Origin of the sequence: Pseudarthrobacter sp. N5 (genome assembly GCF_050157035.1) — a bacterium.
Lineage (GTDB): Bacteria > Actinomycetota > Actinomycetes > Actinomycetales > Micrococcaceae > Arthrobacter.
Genome location: NZ_CP189593.1, coordinates 1397120 through 1412773, shown reverse-complemented (window position 1 = coordinate 1412773; position 15654 = coordinate 1397120). Strand labels below are relative to the sequence as shown.

Here is a 15654-nt window from a genome sequence, read left to right as displayed (position 1 = left end):
GGTCCGAAGGAACGGCTGGGCAGGCGAAGCTCCCCGCGACCTGCATGGTTTGCTGCCTACAGCCTAGTCAGGGCACAAACACGTCGCCAGCACCGGCTCAGGTACTGGCGACGCGTCGGGGAATGCTGCTGCTACTTCGGGCTCGCCTCGGACTTGACTACGAGTTTGCCGGACATGATGTCTGCTTTGAGAACATCCAGTTCGGACTTCGTCTCAGCCGACACGGCGGAGTCCAGGTCATGGAACGGTGCCAGCGCGACGCCGTCGTTCTTCAGCGTGCCTACATAAGCCTCGTTGGAGAACTTGCCTTCGGAATCATCCTTGACAACAACCTGAACCGCTTCGTCCATTTTCTTGATGACCGAGGTGAGCATGATGCCCTTATATTCCGGGGCGGTGAGGAATCCATCGGAGTCAACCCAGATGAGCTTGACGTCCTTGCCTGCGGCCTTGGCCTCGTTCAGGGCCGCACCCGCGCCCTTGCCAACCGGACCGGCCACGGGCATCACGATGTCCGCGCCCTGGTCCAGCAGGTTTTTGGTCACCTGCTTTCCGGTGTCCTGCTTTTCGAAGTCACCGGTGAAGGAACCATCCTGGGTTGTTTTGTCCCAGCCGATAACCTGCACGGTCTTGCTCTTGGCCTTGTTGTACGCCTGAACACCGTCGTAGAAACCGTCCATAAAAATGGTGACCGTGGGAATCTTGATGCCGCCGAAGGTGCCCACCTTGCCGGTCTTGGTGGTGGCCGCCGCTGCGTAGCCGGCCAGGTACGCGGCCTGGGCGGTGTCGTAGATAACGGGCTTGACGTTGGCGATAGCCGGGCTATAGCCGAAGTCGATGATCGCAAAGTGCTTGTCCGGGTTCTTCTCGGCAGCCGCCTTTGTGGCGTCACCGAGGAGGAAGCCGACGGTCACCGTCAGGTCGCAACCGGCAGACATCATCCCGTTGAGGTTGGTCTCGAAGTCGCTGTTGGCTTTGGACTCGGCCGACTTGACGGTAATGCCCAGATCTTTTTCGGACTTTTTCAGGCCGTCGTAGGAGGACTGGTTGAAGGACTGGTCATCGAATCCGCCGGAGTCGGAGACGATGCAGCCGGTGTAATGGGTGGCCGTCTTGGTGGCTGAGCTGCCTGCGTCCGGGGCGGCACCGCAACCGGTGAGCAACAACGCCGCTGCACCGACCGAGGCCACGCCGGCCATTGAACCGCGCTTGAAATTAGCACGCAGTGAGTCCTTCAATTTTCCTCCAGGAAGAATGAGATTGGCGCTACGGGAGTTCAATGAGTGTCCGTTTCTACACTGAAATTCTGTTTTCACTGACGGTTTCGCAGCACTGCGCCGAGGCGCACTGATGGAAGTTACTTTAGTGGCCTGAAACACTTCCGAATAACACACTGGAGCGGGAATCCGAAGATTGTTGAGAACTTGTTACCAATCAGTAGCAGGCGCCGCAGGTCATGCGGCACCCGCTACTCTCCCGGATGGGGGTGGGTGCCCTATACACGCACCAGCATTTTGCCGGTGTTGGCGCCATCGAGCAGATCCATAAATGCCTGCGGAGCGTTCTCCAATCCATCAACCACGGTCTCGTCGTAGCGGACGGTGCCGTCGGCCAGCCATCCGGCCATCCGCTCAGCAAACTCCGCAGCGTGCTGCCGCTGGCCACCCACCAGGAAACCGCGGAGCGTCAGCTGCTTTCCGATGGCTGCCGCCAGGTTTCGCGGAGCGGCCGGCGGCTCCGTGGAGTTGTACTGCGATATTGCGCCGCACATCGCCACACGTCCGCCCACGTTGAGCACGGACAGCGCAGCTTCGAGGTGTTCACCGCCCACATTGTCGAAGTAGACATCAATCCCGTGGTCCCCGGCAGCGTCCTTGAGCTGCAGGTGGACCGGGCCGTCGCGGTAGTTGAAGGCGGCATCAAAGCCGAGCTCCAGCAGTCGGGCCACCTTCTCAGGCGTGCCAGCGCTGCCGATCACCCGGGAGGCACCCATGGCCTTGGCGATCTGGCCCACCAGTGAGCCCACCGCCCCGGCCGCACCCGATACAAAGACGGCGTCGCCGGCCTTGAACTCTGCCACTTTGAGCAGTCCGGCATAGGCCGTGAGGCCTGTCATGCCGAGCGCCCCGAGGAACGCCGATGCCGGTGCCAGATCGGTGCGGGCCACCGTGGTTGCTGCCGCATCCACCACCGCGTATTCCCGCCAGCCGAGCTGATGCACGACGGCGTCCCCCACCTTCCGCCCATCGGCCCGGGACGCGATCACCTCACCGACGGCACCGCCGTCGAGCGCTGCATCCAGCGCAAACGGCGCTGAGTAGGACTTCACGTCGTTCATCCGGCCGCGCATGTACGGATCAACGGAGATGAAGAGGTTGCGGACCAGGACCTGTCCCGCCGCCAGTTCAGGAAGCGGCGTCTCTGCCAGCCGGAAGTTCTCCGGCGCCGGGCGGCCATGGGGACGGGAGGCCAGCTGGATTTCGCGCGACGATTCCGGCAGCGCGGTTGCCCGGACAATGCTCATGCTGCGAACTCCACCAGGGTGATGGCAACATCCATGTTTCCGCGCGTTGCATTGGAGTAGGGGCAGATACGGTGTGCCTTGTCCATCAGGGCTTCCGCTGTTTCCTTGTCGAGTGCGGGCAGCGCGATCTCGAGCTCGGCGGCAAGGCCGTAGCCTTCACCGCCGTCAAGGGCGCCGAAATGGATCTTCGCGGCCACCGCAGAATCCCTGAGATCCGCTCGCTCCTTCCGTCCCACGAGCCGGAGTGCGGAATGGAAGCAGGCTGCATAGCCCGCCGCGAACAGCTGCTCGGGGTTGGTACCTTCGCCGCTGCCGCCCAGTTCCATCGGGCTGGCGAGCGTGACGTCGAGTTTGCCGTCCCTGGTGCGTGCGTTGCCGTCGCGGCCTTCGCCTGAGGCCAGTGCCTCGGCTGTGTAAAGCGTTTTCAATTGCTTCCCGTTCTGTTGGATTGGAAGTGCACTTCATCCGCACCCTCGTGGGGTGCGTGCGAACTATGGAGGGCGGCAGTGAGCCGGCCCAGGGTTTCCCGCAGCTGGTCGATTTCTGCAGCAGTGAGACCGGCTGCGGCCGCAAGGTGCTGAGGGATTCCTGCTGCTTTGCCGCTCAGGGCCTGGCCAGCATCGCTCAGGTGGACAGCGACTCTGCGCTCGTCCTCGGCCGACCGACGGCGATCCACGAGCCCAAGCCCCTCGAGCCTCTTGAGAAGCGGCGAGAGGGTGCCGGAATCCAGCCCGAGTTCCTCGCCCAACTCCTTGACCCCGCGGGGCGCCTCTTCCCACAGCACCAACATCACCAGGTACTGGGGGTAGGTGAGGCCCAATTGCTCCAGGATTGGCCGGTACACGGCAGTGGCTGCCCGTGAAGCGGAGTACAGGGCAAAGCACACCTGGCGGTCGAGTCTGGGGGCATCGATCATACCTATAACTCTAGCTCACAATTGAATTGTGCACAACTTACTTACTGAAAAGCAAACGCCAGCTGGCGGGTAACGACGTGAAATCGCGGATTTGCGGGTGTTAGCTGCCGGCCCGCGGCTAAGGGTTTCTAAGGAGTTCTAAGGGTCTGGCTTTAGAGGTCGCGGAGAGTACGGAGTGCGGCGGCCGTGAGCACCTGGATGCCGAGGCCCAGCGCGCGTTCGTCCACGATGTAGTCACCACGGTGGAGGTCGTATTCCTCGCCCCCCGGAGTTTTTGTGCCGAGACGCATCATGGCACCTGGAAGTTCGGCCAGGAACCAGGCAAAATCCTCGCCGCCCATGGATTGCGGCGTCAGCACCACGGCACCCTCACCGATTTCGGCGCGGGCTGCAGCTTCAATGAGCGCGGTCTCATGTTCGGAGTTGACCACGGGCGGCACCCCGCGGGTGTGCTCCAGATGGACGTCCACGCCGTACGGTGCGGCAACCTGCTGCACCACTTCATCAAGCAGCTCACCGGCGCTGTGCCAGGCATCGCGGTCCAGGCAGCGCATGGTCCCGGCCATATAGCCGGTGCCAGGGATGGCGTTGGGAGCGGACCCCGCGTTGATCTGTCCCCAGACCACGGAGACGCCGCTGCGGACATCCACCCGGCGGGAGAGAACTGCCGGAACATTAACCGCGATCTGCGCGAGGGCGAAGACCAGATCCTCCGTCAGATGGGGCCGGGAGGTGTGCCCGCCGCGGCCGCTCAGTTCAATCTTGATGGTGTCCGAAGCGGACGTGATGGCACCGATGCGGGTACCGATGCGTCCGACGTCGATCCTCGGGTCACAGTGCAGTGCCAGGATGCGCGGAACACCGTCCAGGACGCCCTGCTCAATACAGGAAAGCGCGCCGCCGGGCATTGTTTCCTCGGCGGGCTGGAAAATGATCCGCACTGTTCCGCGCAGGGGTGACTCCTGATGCATTTCCTGCAGCACCAGGGCGATGCCCAACATGGTGGTGGTGTGGATGTCGTGACCGCAGGCATGGGTGACGCCATGGTTCTTCGAAGCGAAGTCCAAGCCGCTGTCTTCAATGATGGGAAGCGCGTCAATGTCGCCGCGGAGGGCTGTGGCGATGGGGCCGGCGCCAATGTCCACGGTCAGTCCGGTACCTTCGAGCCGACGAGGCTTGAGCCCGGCTGCCTCGAGGCGTTCAACCAGTTTGTCCGTGGTGCGGAACTCCTTGAACGATAGCTCCGGGTGCGCGTGAAGATCCCGGCGGAACTCGATCAGTTCCGGCAGCAGGGGCTCGAGCCACGGACCCACCAGTGCGGTGGGATCGGTTTCAGTAGTGTAATTGCGCACGGAATAACTCTATCGAGCGTACAAAGAATACCGGCATCGCTGACGGCGCGTTACGGATTCCGGACATTCCGGAATGGAACACCCGCCCGGGCACTGCGGAGCTAGTGTAGCGTGTCGTTGATTCCTTTGGGTATGGTTTTTTGTCAGACTTGATCCATGGTTTATCTGGCAAGGGCTTTGGAATTGCGTGACGGGGACCGGGGGTTCTTGGAGGCGTTGACTCGTGGGAATTCTTCCTCCGCGACATTGGCGTTGCGGGCGCGCACGGTTTTGTTGGCTGCCGACGGGATGCCGAATATCCAGATCGAGAAGATCACCGGGTTTTCGGCACCCACGGTTTTGAAGTGGCGCAACCGCTATGCCGAGGGCGGGATCGAGGCCCTGTCCGATGTCCAGCGCCCGGGACGGGAGCGGGAGATCGACGAGCTTGCCCTGATCGCGGACACCCTGACCAACGATGGGAAGCCGCCGGCCGGGCTTGGGATCTCGCACTGGTCCGCCCGCATCATGGCCGAACGCCACGGAGTCTCCTTTTCGTCGGTGGCCCGCATCTGGCGCCGTTGGAAAATCCAGCCTCACCGGATCGAGACGTTCAAGTTCTCCACTGATCCCGCCCTGGAGTTCAAGCTCCGGGACGTGGTGGGCCTGTACATGTCCCCGCCGGAAAACGCGGTGGTCGTGAGCATCGATGAGAAAACCCAAATCCAGGCGCTGTCCCGCACCGGCCCGGATCAGCCGTTGTCCTCGACGCACCCGCTGCAGCAGACCCACGACTACAAACGCAACGGCACCACCACCTTGTTCGCCGCCCTGGAGGTCCTCACCGGCAAACTCAGCGCGAACGCCTTCTACCCAAAGCACACCAACATCGAGTTCGTCGATTTCCTGGGCCGGGTCGCCGACGCCCACCCCGGGGTTGAACTGCATGTCATCTGCGACAATTACGCGACGCATAAGCATCAGAACGTGAAGGACTGGCTGGCCAAAAACCCGCGCGTGCGCCTGCACTTCACCCCAACCAGCTGTTCCTGGCTGAACATGGTGGAGATCTTCTTCGGGATCATCACCCGCCAGTGCCTCAAACGCGGTGCGTTCAGCTCGGTGAAAGAGCTGGAACAAACCATGGAACGCTACATCGAGAACTACAACCAGGACGCCAAACCATTCACCTGGACCAAATCAGCGGACTATCTCCTGGGCAAGATGAAACGCAAACAAACCATTAACACGGAACACTAGAGGACGTCGGTATCGCCGCTGGCCTTGAGCCTGTCAACCGCGCCCTTGACCCGCTGCGCGTGTTCTTTGGTGGTGACAAGCAGCGCGTCCGGGGTATCCACGATGACGACGTCCTTGATTCCGATCAGGGCAATAACGCGCTTGGTATCGGACACCACCACGCCACTGGCATTTTCGGTGAAGACGCGGGCGCCTTCGCCGAGAACTGTGACGTCATCCACTTCCCTGGCACTGTTGAGCCGGCCCACCGAGGCGAAGTCCCCGACGTCGTCCCAACGGAAAGTACCAGGCACGACGGCGACGTCCCCGGCCGCCGCTGCCGGCTCCGCCACTGCGTAGTCAATGGCGATCTTGGGCAGTGTGGGCCAGATGCGGGCAGTGACCTCATCGCGTTCCGGAGTGTCCCAGGCCTCTGCGATCTCCTGCAGGCCCGTGAAGAGTTCGGGCTGGTTCGCTTCCAGGTGCTTGAGCATCAGGGATACCGGAGCGACGAACATTCCGGCGTTCCAGACGTACTCGCCGCTGTCGACGTACTGCTGGGCCACCTCTTCATCCGGCTTCTCCACGAATTCCACCACGGCCTGCGCGCTGGGCGCTCCCGGAATATTCAGCTTTTCGCCGGAACGGATATAGCCGAATCCGGTGGAGGGGTGGGTGGGCTTGATTCCGATGGTCACGATCTTGCCTGCGGCGGCCGTGTGAATGGCCTCGCGGACTGCCTCCTGGAACAGGTTGTCCGGGCTGATGACCTGGTCTGCGGCGAAGGATCCCATGATGGTGTCCGGGTCCCGCTGGTGAAGGATGGCTGCTGCGAGGCCAATGGCCGCGCCGGAATCCTTCGGTTCGCTTTCCAGCACAAGGTCCGAGTCCTGAACCTCAGGCAGTTGGCGGCAGACGGCGGCGCGGTGTGCCGTGCCGGTAACCACCAGGACACGGTTGCCCGCAAGGGGCTCCAGCCGGTCGTAGGTTGCGCGGAGCAAAGTGCTGCCGGAACCCGTGAGGTCATGAAGGAACTTGGGAGCTGCTGCACGTGACAGAGGCCAGAGGCGGGTCCCCACACCGCCCGCCGGAATGACCGCGATGAAGCGGTCCAGCGGCAAATCCTGGCGTGTCTCATTGTCTGTAGTCATCACGGTTACTTTAGCTGACCGTTGCGGCCTGACGTATCGAACACCCGTCGGGAACACGCGGGCGTGGCGTTGGGTGTGGCGCCGGGTGTGGCGTTGGTCTCAAAAAAAGGCAAAAACCGCGTCGGGCCCTGTCACCAAGGAACTCCTAAATTGAATAAGCTGTGAGCGAAGCCTAGATTTAGGCCTGAGCCATGAGTGCTCTCGCAGCAGGCGTTTCCCCGCGTGGATCCCATGCCAGCGCCGCTGTGTTGCAGGGAGGTTTATTCAGTGCCGACAAAACCAGCTGGCACCTTGTATCGCGGCCGTGAAGGCATGTGGTCCTGGGTAGGACACCGTATTACGGGCGTTGTGATCTTTTTCTTCTTGTTGGTCCATGTGCTTGACACATCCCTGGTGCGGGTGTCCCCTGATGCCTACACCGCGGTGATCGGCACATACCAGAACCCCCTGATGGCCCTGGGTGAAACGGGCCTTGTTGCGGCGATTGTCTTCCACGCCTTCAATGGCCTGCGGATCATCGCCGTTGACTTCTGGAAAAAGGGCGCCAAGTACCAGCGCCAGATGCTGTGGACGGTCCTGGCTCTCTGGATTGTCACCATGGTGGCCTTCGCTATCCGTCACCTGTCCATCGCCTTCGGAGGTCACTAAGTCATGACTGCAACGCAGATCCAGAACCCGCGCAGCGGAAGCAACGGCGGTGGCGGAAACAGCAGCGGCAGAATCGAACCCAAGTACCGCCGCCACGGGAGCTCACGGGGCAACTTCGAAATGCTGGCCTGGCTGTTCATGCGCCTTTCGGGCGTGGTGTTGATAGTCCTCATCTTCGGCCACCTCTTTGTGAACCTCATGGTGGGCGAGGGTATCCATGCCATTGACTTCGGCTTTGTTGCCGGCAAGTGGGCGGACCCGTTCTGGCAGCTCTGGGACCTTGCCATGCTGTGGCTCGCCATGCTGCACGGCACCAACGGTGTGCGCACCATCATTAATGACTACGCCGAAAAGGACTCCACCCGGCTGTGGCTCAAGATTGTCCTCTACGCCGCCACCACCGTCATCATCGTCCTGGGCACCCTGGTGATCTTCACATTCAACCCCTGCCCCATGGTTAACGGCGTCCCGCTGCCCGGCGGTTTCTGCCCGGCAACGTAGCAGCTGTTCCTGTCTGCAGCGCTTTGCAGGCAGATTTTTGCGGAGCAGGCTTCGCCGGCCCGTTGTTTTATAGCGAATTTTGAGAGAAAGAGCGTCTGGTATGCAGGTCCATAAGTACGACGTCGTCATCGTCGGTGCCGGTGGCGCTGGCATGCGCGCAGCGATCGAATCCGGTCAGCGCGCACGAACAGCAGTACTGACCAAGCTCTACCCCACCCGCTCGCACACGGGTGCGGCGCAGGGTGGAATGTGTGCGGCTCTTGCCAATGTCGAGGAAGACAACTGGGAATGGCACACCTTCGACACCATCAAGGGCGGCGATTACCTGGTTGACCAGGACGCGGCGGAAATCATGGCCAAAGAAGCCATCGATGCCGTGCTGGATCTTGAGAAGATGGGCCTGCCGTTCAACCGGACACCCGAGGGCCGGATCGACCAGCGCCGTTTCGGCGGCCACACCCGTGACCACGGCAAGGCACCAGTCCGCCGCGCGTGTTATGCCGCGGACCGCACCGGCCACATGATCCTGCAGACGCTCTATCAGAACTGCGTCAAGCACAACGTTGAGTTCTACAACGAGTACTACGTCCTGGATCTCCTCACCGTTGAGGAAGACGCAGTCCGTGAAGACGGCACAGCGTACAAGCAAAAGCGCGTTGCCGGCGTCGTGTCCTACGACCTCGCTTCCGGAGAACTGCACGTTTTCCAGGCAAAGTCGGTCGTTTTTGCCTCGGGCGGTGCGGGCAAGGTCTTCAAGACCACGTCCAACGCACACACCCTGACCGGCGACGGCATGGGCATCGCGTTCCGCCGCGGCATCCCGCTGGAGGACATGGAGTTCTTCCAGTTCCATCCGACAGGCCTGGCCGGCCTGGGCATCCTGCTCTCCGAGGCAGCGCGCGGCGAAGGCGCCATTCTGCGCAACTCCGAAGGCGAGCGCTTTATGGAGCGCTATGCCCCCACCATCAAGGACCTCGCTCCCCGTGACATCGTGGCCCGCTCCATGGCCAACGAGGTCCGTGAGGGCCGCGGCTGTGGCCCGAACAAGGATTATGTCCTCCTTGACCTGACCCACCTGGAGCCGGCACACATCGATGCCAAGCTGCCGGACATCACCGAGTTCGCCCGCACCTACCTGGGTGTGGAGCCGTACACGGAGCCCGTGCCCGTCTTCCCTACTGCCCACTACGCCATGGGCGGCATCCCCACCACCATCAAAGCCGAGGTGCTGCAGGACAACGACACCGTCATCCCCGGCCTGTACGCCGCCGGTGAAGTTGCCTGCGTGTCCGTGCACGGATCCAACCGTCTGGGCACCAACTCCCTGTTGGACATCAATGTCTTCGGCAAGCGCGCCGGGATCGCGGCTGCCGAGTACTCCAAGACTGCTGAATTCGTGGATCTGCCGGAGGATCCGGAAGGCTACACCCTGAACCTGCTGGATCACGTCCGCACTTCGGACGGCAGCGAGAAGGTTGCTGCAATCCGAAAGGAACTGCAGGACACGATGGATGCCAACATGCAGGTGTTCCGCACGGCAGACACGCTGAACCAGGTGCTGACCGACATTGCCTCCTTCGAGGAGCGGTACCAGCGCATCAGCGTCCAGGACAAGGGCAAGCGATTCAACCTGGACCTGCTGGAGGCTGTTGAACTCGGCTTCCTGCTGGAACTGGCAAAGGTCATGACGGTGGCAGCCCTGCACCGCGAGGAATCACGTGGCGGCCACTTCCGTGAGGACTTCCCGGACCGCGACGATGAAAAATTCATGAAGCACTCCATGGCGTATAAGGACGAGCATGCACCGGCGGACGGGACTGCGGCGACCGCCACAACAACTGCCGGGATCCGGCTTGGCACCAAGCCTGTTGTCTTTACCCGCTACGAGCCGATGGTGAGGAAGTACTAAAATGACCGCTGAACTTGCTGAGCCAGCCTCCAAGATTGAGCTGCCCGCGCATATTGGTGGCGGCGGGGAAATCCCGTCCTTCGACGTCACGCTGCGGGTCCGCCGCTATAACCCTGAAGTCTCCGAGGAGTCCACCTGGGATGAATTCAAGGTCACCATGTACGGCACTGACCGCGTTCTGGATGCCCTGCATAAGATCAAGTGGGAAATTGACGGTTCCGTCTCCTTCCGGCGTTCGTGCGCGCACGGCGTCTGCGGTTCCGATGCCATGCGCATCAACGGCCGTAACCGCCTCGCCTGCAAGACCCTCCTGAAGGACCTGGACACGTCCAAGCCCATCACGGTTGAACCCATCAAGGGCCTCCCGGTGGAGAAGGACCTGATTGTGGACATGGAACCGTTCTTCCAGTCCTTCCGTGAGGTCATGCCGTTCCTCATCAACAGGGGCCACGAGCCCACCAAGGAGCGCCTGCAGTCTGCTGAGGAACGCGAACGCTTTGACGACACCACCAAATGCATCCTGTGCGCCGCGTGCACGTCATCCTGCCCCGTGTTCTGGACCGATGGCCAGTACTTCGGCCCGGCGGCCATCGTCAACGCGCATCGCTTCATCTTCGATTCCCGCGATGATGCCGGCGACATGCGCCTTGAGATCCTCAACGACAAGGAAGGTGTGTGGCGTTGCCGCACCACCTTCAACTGCACCGAAGCGTGCCCGCGCGGCATCCAGGTGACCCAGGCCATTGCTGAGGTCAAGCAGGCAATTCTTTCCCGCAAGATCTAATACGCGTTTTAGCAACGATGTGACGGACGACGGCGTCGCTCACCTTTCCGGTGAGGGGCGCCGTCGCCGTTTAAGTGCAATTGACTACCGACATCAAGCGAAAGGGGACGCAGTGTCCCGCTCCGAAAAAGTTTCATTCGAAGGATCCACTGGCGAGCGGCTGTCCGGCATCGTCGACGTCCCTGAGGGCCGGTGAAAGGCTGGGGAGTGTTCTCGCACGGCTTTACCCTTGGTCTCGCTGGAAGGCAGCGACCACCTTCTGACGGGCAAGGGCCAGGCTGCCCGTGCAGCCAGGATTATTTCCGCGTGGGCCGACCAGTACCTCGACGCCGCGCGGTAGACGGCGGACGCTGCCGCTCCACGGCGCCATGCTGATCCACGGGGGTCTTTCCTGGCTGGATCTGACGTGATCCCCACACCGGATGCTGGCCGGCCGGGATGTTCCGAAGGTCCTCTTCACGGATGGTCGACCACGCTGCTGCCACGAGGTAGACCCGGCTGACCAGGTTGAACCAGATCAGCAGCCCGATGATGATGGCGAAAGGCGCCAGGATGGGGTTGCGTCCGGCGCCTGCCAACAGTTCCGTGCTGAAGACCTGAAGCACGGTAGTGCCGACGGCGGCCAGGATGGTCCCTTCCAGGAGTGCGCGCCGGGCGAGCTTCAGTCCGCCGGCCAGGCGGAACATGATGACCGCTGTTGCCCACCCCAGCAACAAGGGCACAGCGATTTTGATCACGGCGGATATTGGGCCGGCGGCGGCCTGATCCAGGTGCAGGATCTCGCTCACCCAGCCTGCAGCCGTACCGAAGATCAGGGAGGCTCCCGAACTCACCACAAGCGCCATGCCGAGAAGCAGCAAAGTACCGGCGTCGTGCAATTTCAGGACTAAAGGGTTGATCTTGAGCGGACCCAGATCCATGATCCCGCGGAGCCCGTCGCGGAGCCCTGCGATCCAGCCCAGCGAGGTGATGACAGTTACCAGCCCCGCAATAACCGCCGTCCAGCCCAGGCCATCGGGGTTCAGCAAATCCCGGGGGTCCACCAGGCCCTCGCCGCCGTCCACCTTCAGGAGTCCGGGCGCACTGTCTGCAACGCTGGCAATAATCCGGTCCAGCAGGACCGGCTGCCCGCGGAGCGCCAGGCCGGCAAGGGAGAAGCCGGTGGTCAGCAGGCCCGTGACGGAGAAGAACATGTTGAACCCAATGCCTGAACTCATCAGCGGGCCATGCCGGAGATTATAGTGCTGCCACGCCCGCATGGGCCGGAATGCGTTGAGCCTTGCCAGTAGCCACTGGAACATGGCGGCCGGGCCCGCCAACGGGCCATTGCCGGAGCGCCGTGCTGTGCCCCACTCCACCCTTTTCCGGATGACTTCCAGTTTCAGCCGGGCCCGCTCAGTGGGAAGCGGTGGCTCCGTCTGAGTCGGTAGTCCGGGGCGTGCTGAGTTCGCTGTCTGTTTCGGTCCCAAAGTCCAGCTCTTCCCGTAGCTGCCAAATGCCGTCGTTGTCGTGCTCGTAAAGTCCCATGCTAGCCACAGGAAACGTTGCCCTGTAGTCCTGCAGCACCGTTTCGGCCTTATCGAGGCTTTTCGGCGCAACATCGTGGGCAATGGTGACGTGCGGGTGGAACGCAAATGGCAGATCGCGTTCAAGCGGTCCGGTCTGCAATTGTTCGTGCAAGCTGACGCAGGCCCCGAAGCCGTCTTCGACATTGATGAAAACCACCGGCGAAACGGGTCTGAAGGTGCCGGTTCCCGCTATGGTGACCATGAACGGTTCCTGCCGGCGGGCCACCTCGCGGACGTGGCTGCGCGTAGCCTCCCAGTCCTGGGTGGGCGTGGTGGTGATCAGCGTGATGTGGGCTGGAATCACGCTGGCCATGGGGTCGCCGAAGGATGCGCGCCAACGTTGCAGTTCCTCGGCAACGGCAGCCGGGAAGCCCAGAATGACGCCAACGCTCATTCCTTCACTATCGCTGCTGGTTTCCGGCATGGAACTAGCGGACTCCCCGGGCTCCGCCGTAGGGCAGGAAGCCCACCTTGGCATAGACATCGGCGAGCGTGGCCGAGGCGATCGCGCGTGCCTTTTCGGCGCCGTGGGCCAGCAGGCGGTCGAGCTCAGCCGGATCGGCAAGCAGTTCGTTGGCGCGGTCGCGAATCGGAGACAGGTGTCCCGCCATGAGTTCGGCCAGGTCCACCTTCAGATGGCCGTACATCTTGCCTTCGTAGTCGGCCACGATCCTGGCCACTGGCTGGCCGCTGATGGCCGAGTAGATACTCAGCAGGTTGGAGACGCCCGGCTTGGTTTCACGGTCGAAACGGATCTCGGTCCCTGCGTCGGTGACGGCAGATTTGATCCGTTTGGCAGTGATCTTGGGGTCGTCCAGCAGGTTGATCAGGCCGGCAGAGGACTCCGCCGACTTGGACATCTTGGCAGTGGGATTCTGCAGATCGTAGATCTTGGCAGATTCCTTCTGGATGAAGGGCTGCGGGATCTGGAAAGTATCACCAAAACGGCTGTTGAAGCGGTTGGCCAGATCGCGGCTGAGTTCAACGTGCTGGCGCTGGTCTTCACCCACCGGCACGCCGTGCGGCTGGTACAGCAGGATGTCAGCTGCCTGCAGGATCGGGTAGGTGAATAGTCCGACGCTGGCGTGGTCCGATCCCTGCTTCTGCGCCTTGTCCTTGAATTGGGTCATGCGGGACGCTTCGCCCATGCCGGTGATGCAGTTCAGGACCCAGGCCAGCTGGGCGTGCTCGGGAACCTGGGACTGGACGAACAATGTGCATTTGTTGACGTCCACGCCGCCAGCGATGTACTGCGCGGCCGTGATGCGGGTACGGCGGGCCAGTTCCGCAGGATCCTGCGGCACCGTGATGGCGTGCAGATCGGGGATGAAGAAAATGGCGTCGTACTCGTCCTGCATACGGACCCAGTTGACCAGCGCTCCCAGATAGTTGCCGAGGTGGAGGGAGTCAGCCGAGGGCTGCATGCCGGAGAGCACGCGGTGCTTGGCTCCGGCAGCGAGCTTGGTGGACGTTGTCGGCACGGCGGACGCGTCGGTTTCAGTTGCGGTGGGGATTGTCATTCGAGAAAACCTTAGGAGCCTAGAGCCGGTAGTCCACTACCAGCGGTGCATGGTCAGAGAAACGTGTGTCCCATGAGGCTGCCCGGTCCACGGTTGCCGAAACGGCGGCAGCCGCAAGCGCCGGGGTGGCCATGTGGTAGTCAATGCGCCAGCCAGTGTCAGTGTCAAAGGCCTTACCGCGCTGGGACCACCAGGTGTAAGGGCCGTCGACGTTTCCCGCCAGGCCCCTGTGGACATCCCTCCAGTCGATCTCCTCGCCGAAGAAGCGGTCGAAGTAGGCGCGCTCTTCCGGAAGGAAGCCGGCACGTTTGACGTTGCCCTTCCAGTTCTTGATATCCAGCTCCGTGTGGCCCACGTTGAGGTCACCCACCACCAAAGCATGGTCGCTGTCCTTCGCCAGCTCCGGAAGCCTCTTGGTCATGACATCCAGGAAGCGGTATTTGTCCACCTGCTTGGGGGTGCCCGCTTCCCCCGAATGGACATAGGCACTCACCACCGTCAGCCGGCCGTTATGGCCTGCCGAGTCCTTGACGGCAAAATCCGCTTCAACCCAGCGGCCCGCCGTGGCGAAGTAATCATCGCCGATGCCGTTGCGGGTTGCCAGGGGTTTCTCGCGGGAGGCAATGGCCACTCCTGCGCGCCCCCTGGCTTCAGCCTCGGCGTGAAGGACGTACCACCCTTCACCGAGAAGTTCATGGACAATCGCGTCCGGCGCCCGGACCTCCTGGAGGCAGAGAATGTCCACCTCGCGGGGCTCAAGCCATGCTGCCATGCCGTTCCGGTAGGCAGCACGAAGGCCGTTGACGTTTACAGATGCGATGCGAAGGTTGTCCTTCTTCAATGCCGAGCTCACCCGCTCCACTCTAGTCGACGATGGTTCCGCTGACGGGCTCGTCTGCACCGCCGGAGGACTTGATCATGTCGCGTGCGTTGGTGGCCGTAATCTCGATGGTCTCCAGGGCACGGTGGATGGTGTCCTGGTCCGCTGAGTCGCCCTTGGCTCGTTCCTTTTCAACCACACGGACCTGCACCTGCACGATCTTGAGCGAGTGATCCAGCTTGAGGTCACGGATTTCCTCCGCCTCACCGCGTTCGCGTACCAGCCGGGTTCCGCCATGGTCAGCGGAGCCCGACGACGGGGCCCGGCCGGCTGCGGAGTTGAAGGCATTCTGCGCCTCGGTGAGTTTAGCGCCGGCTTTCTTCGCGGCCTTCTGGATGCTGAACACCACAAACGACGCGAGAAGCAGCCAGAACAAGGCGATGATGGCCACGATCCAGCCCACCACATCGTTCTTGTTGGCAGCAAAGATGACCGCAACCAGGAACGCGGTGATGAATACGGCCATACCCAGTCCGCTGATGCGGAACATGGAAAATCCGCCCTTTGACTGCCTGGACGAAGAGGATGAAGACTTGGAGTTGCCCACAGATTGCATGGCACTATTCTCTCAAAGGTCTACGCGCCCAAAGGGACGCTTCCACGGACGGCGAACAGGCTATTTCAGAAACAGTTTGCGCAGCCGCCCGGTAGCGAGCAGAGGACCAAGCATAATCATCACCAGG

General features: G+C 62.0%; 16 protein-coding genes and 1 pseudogene. 6 read left to right on the top strand and 11 right to left on the bottom strand.

The features are described 5' to 3' along the window. Window positions 1–131: 131 nt before the first annotated feature. The 5 genes from ACQCST_RS07010 to ACQCST_RS06990 all read right to left on the bottom strand — a co-directional run bounded on the left by ACQCST_RS07010 (window position 132) and on the right by ACQCST_RS06990 (window position 4792). Window positions 132–1238, bottom strand: a complete 1107-nt coding sequence (locus ACQCST_RS07010) for a BMP family lipoprotein (protein ID WP_426998573.1) — start codon at window positions 1236–1238, stop codon at window positions 132–134. A 257-nt stretch (window positions 1239–1495) separates the two neighbouring features. Next, window positions 1496–2524 (bottom strand): NADP-dependent oxidoreductase, encoded by a 1029-nt coding sequence (locus ACQCST_RS07005; protein WP_426998572.1) that lies wholly within the window; start codon window positions 2522–2524, stop codon window positions 1496–1498. Continuing rightward, entirely contained in the window at window positions 2521–2952 is a 432-nt protein-coding gene (locus ACQCST_RS07000; protein ID WP_426998571.1) for an organic hydroperoxide resistance protein, read from the bottom strand. The genes ACQCST_RS07005 and ACQCST_RS07000 overlap by 4 nt, the downstream gene beginning before the upstream one ends. After that, the gene (locus tag ACQCST_RS06995; RefSeq protein ID WP_426998570.1) at window positions 2949–3440 is read right to left on the bottom strand and encodes a MarR family winged helix-turn-helix transcriptional regulator; all 492 of its coding nucleotides are present in this window, start codon (window positions 3438–3440) and stop codon (window positions 2949–2951) included. Before ACQCST_RS06995 ends, ACQCST_RS07000 begins: the two co-directional genes overlap by 4 nt. A gap of 152 nt (window positions 3441–3592) precedes the next feature. After that, window positions 3593–4792 (bottom strand): amidohydrolase, encoded by a 1200-nt coding sequence (locus ACQCST_RS06990; RefSeq protein WP_426998569.1) that lies wholly within the window; start codon window positions 4790–4792, stop codon window positions 3593–3595. Between the two features lie 156 nt (window positions 4793–4948). Here ACQCST_RS06990 and ACQCST_RS06985 point away from each other — a divergent pair, with 156 nt between their 5' ends. Further along, on the top strand, window positions 4949–6031 hold the full coding sequence (locus tag ACQCST_RS06985) for an IS630 family transposase (RefSeq protein WP_426996262.1): 1083 nt from the start codon (window positions 4949–4951) through the stop codon (window positions 6029–6031). Here ACQCST_RS06985 and ACQCST_RS06980 read toward each other — a convergent pair. Next, window positions 6028–7161 carry a mannose-1-phosphate guanylyltransferase gene (locus ACQCST_RS06980; protein ID WP_426998568.1) on the bottom strand — a complete coding sequence of 378 codons (1134 nt, stop codon included), beginning with the start codon at window positions 7159–7161 and terminating at the stop codon, window positions 6028–6030. The genes ACQCST_RS06985 and ACQCST_RS06980 overlap by 4 nt on opposite strands. A 267-nt stretch (window positions 7162–7428) precedes the next feature. Here ACQCST_RS06980 and sdhC point away from each other — a divergent pair, with 267 nt between their 5' ends. The 5 genes and pseudogenes from sdhC to ACQCST_RS06955 all read left to right on the top strand — a co-directional run. Then, window positions 7429–7809, top strand: coding sequence for a succinate dehydrogenase, cytochrome b556 subunit (sdhC, locus tag ACQCST_RS06975; protein WP_426998567.1), 381 nt, complete (start codon window positions 7429–7431; stop codon window positions 7807–7809). A gap of 3 nt (window positions 7810–7812) precedes the next feature. Next, a complete protein-coding gene (locus tag ACQCST_RS06970) occupies window positions 7813–8310 on the top strand; it encodes a succinate dehydrogenase hydrophobic membrane anchor subunit (protein ID WP_426998566.1) in 498 nt (165 codons plus the stop codon). Window positions 8311–8410: 100 nt separating this feature from the next. Next, window positions 8411–10219, top strand: coding sequence for a succinate dehydrogenase flavoprotein subunit (gene sdhA / locus ACQCST_RS06965; protein WP_426998565.1), 1809 nt, complete (start codon window positions 8411–8413; stop codon window positions 10217–10219). Window position 10220: 1 nt separating this feature from the next. Further along, the gene (locus ACQCST_RS06960; protein WP_426998564.1) at window positions 10221–11003 is read left to right on the top strand and encodes a succinate dehydrogenase iron-sulfur subunit; all 783 of its coding nucleotides are present in this window, start codon (window positions 10221–10223) and stop codon (window positions 11001–11003) included. 112 nt (window positions 11004–11115) lie between these two features. Next, window positions 11116–11237: pseudogene (locus tag ACQCST_RS06955) on the top strand (alpha/beta hydrolase); the annotation flags it as partial. Window positions 11238–11299: 62 nt separating this feature from the next. Here ACQCST_RS06955 and ACQCST_RS06950 read toward each other — a convergent pair. Genes ACQCST_RS06950 through ACQCST_RS06930 form a run of 5 tightly spaced genes read right to left on the bottom strand, consistent with a single transcriptional unit; the run spans window position 11300 to window position 15527 of the window. Then, complete coding sequence (locus ACQCST_RS06950; RefSeq protein ID WP_426998563.1) at window positions 11300–12361, bottom strand: YihY/virulence factor BrkB family protein; 1062 nt, start codon at window positions 12359–12361, stop codon at window positions 11300–11302. A 37-nt stretch (window positions 12362–12398) separates the two neighbouring features. Beyond that, window positions 12399–12995: a 2'-5' RNA ligase family protein gene (locus ACQCST_RS06945; protein WP_426998562.1), complete on the bottom strand. Its 597-nt coding sequence runs from the start codon at window positions 12993–12995 to the stop codon at window positions 12399–12401. 4 nt (window positions 12996–12999) lie between these two features. Then, window positions 13000–14091: a tryptophan--tRNA ligase gene (gene trpS / locus ACQCST_RS06940; protein ID WP_426998561.1), complete on the bottom strand. Its 1092-nt coding sequence runs from the start codon at window positions 14089–14091 to the stop codon at window positions 13000–13002. 19 nt (window positions 14092–14110) lie between these two features. Further along, on the bottom strand, window positions 14111–14944 hold the full coding sequence (locus ACQCST_RS06935; RefSeq protein WP_426998560.1) for an exodeoxyribonuclease III: 834 nt from the start codon (window positions 14942–14944) through the stop codon (window positions 14111–14113). Window positions 14945–14954: 10 nt separating this feature from the next. Beyond that, window positions 14955–15527: a hypothetical protein gene (locus ACQCST_RS06930; RefSeq protein WP_426998559.1), complete on the bottom strand. Its 573-nt coding sequence runs from the start codon at window positions 15525–15527 to the stop codon at window positions 14955–14957. Window positions 15528–15654 lie beyond the last annotated feature (127 nt).

Excerpts from the sequence above, each read along its gene's own strand:
- ACQCST_RS07005 (WP_426998572.1), bottom strand. The coding sequence starts at position 2,524 with ATGAGCATTGTCCGGGCAACCGCGCTGCCGGAATCGTCGCGCGAAATC.
- ACQCST_RS06995 (WP_426998570.1), bottom strand. The coding sequence starts at position 3,440 with ATGATCGATGCCCCCAGACTCGACCGCCAGGTGTGCTTTGCCCTGTAC.
- ACQCST_RS06985 (WP_426996262.1), top strand. The coding sequence starts at position 4,949 with ATGGTTTATCTGGCAAGGGCTTTGGAATTGCGTGACGGGGACCGGGGG.
- ACQCST_RS06980 (WP_426998568.1), bottom strand. The coding sequence starts at position 7,161 with ATGACTACAGACAATGAGACACGCCAGGATTTGCCGCTGGACCGCTTC.
- ACQCST_RS06970 (WP_426998566.1), top strand. The coding sequence starts at position 7,813 with ATGACTGCAACGCAGATCCAGAACCCGCGCAGCGGAAGCAACGGCGGT.
- sdhA (WP_426998565.1), top strand. The coding sequence starts at position 8,411 with ATGCAGGTCCATAAGTACGACGTCGTCATCGTCGGTGCCGGTGGCGCT.
- ACQCST_RS06960 (WP_426998564.1), top strand. The coding sequence starts at position 10,221 with ATGACCGCTGAACTTGCTGAGCCAGCCTCCAAGATTGAGCTGCCCGCG.
- ACQCST_RS06945 (WP_426998562.1), bottom strand. The coding sequence starts at position 12,995 with ATGCCGGAAACCAGCAGCGATAGTGAAGGAATGAGCGTTGGCGTCATT.
- trpS (WP_426998561.1), bottom strand. The coding sequence starts at position 14,091 with ATGACAATCCCCACCGCAACTGAAACCGACGCGTCCGCCGTGCCGACA.
- ACQCST_RS06930 (WP_426998559.1), bottom strand. The coding sequence starts at position 15,527 with ATGCAATCTGTGGGCAACTCCAAGTCTTCATCCTCTTCGTCCAGGCAG.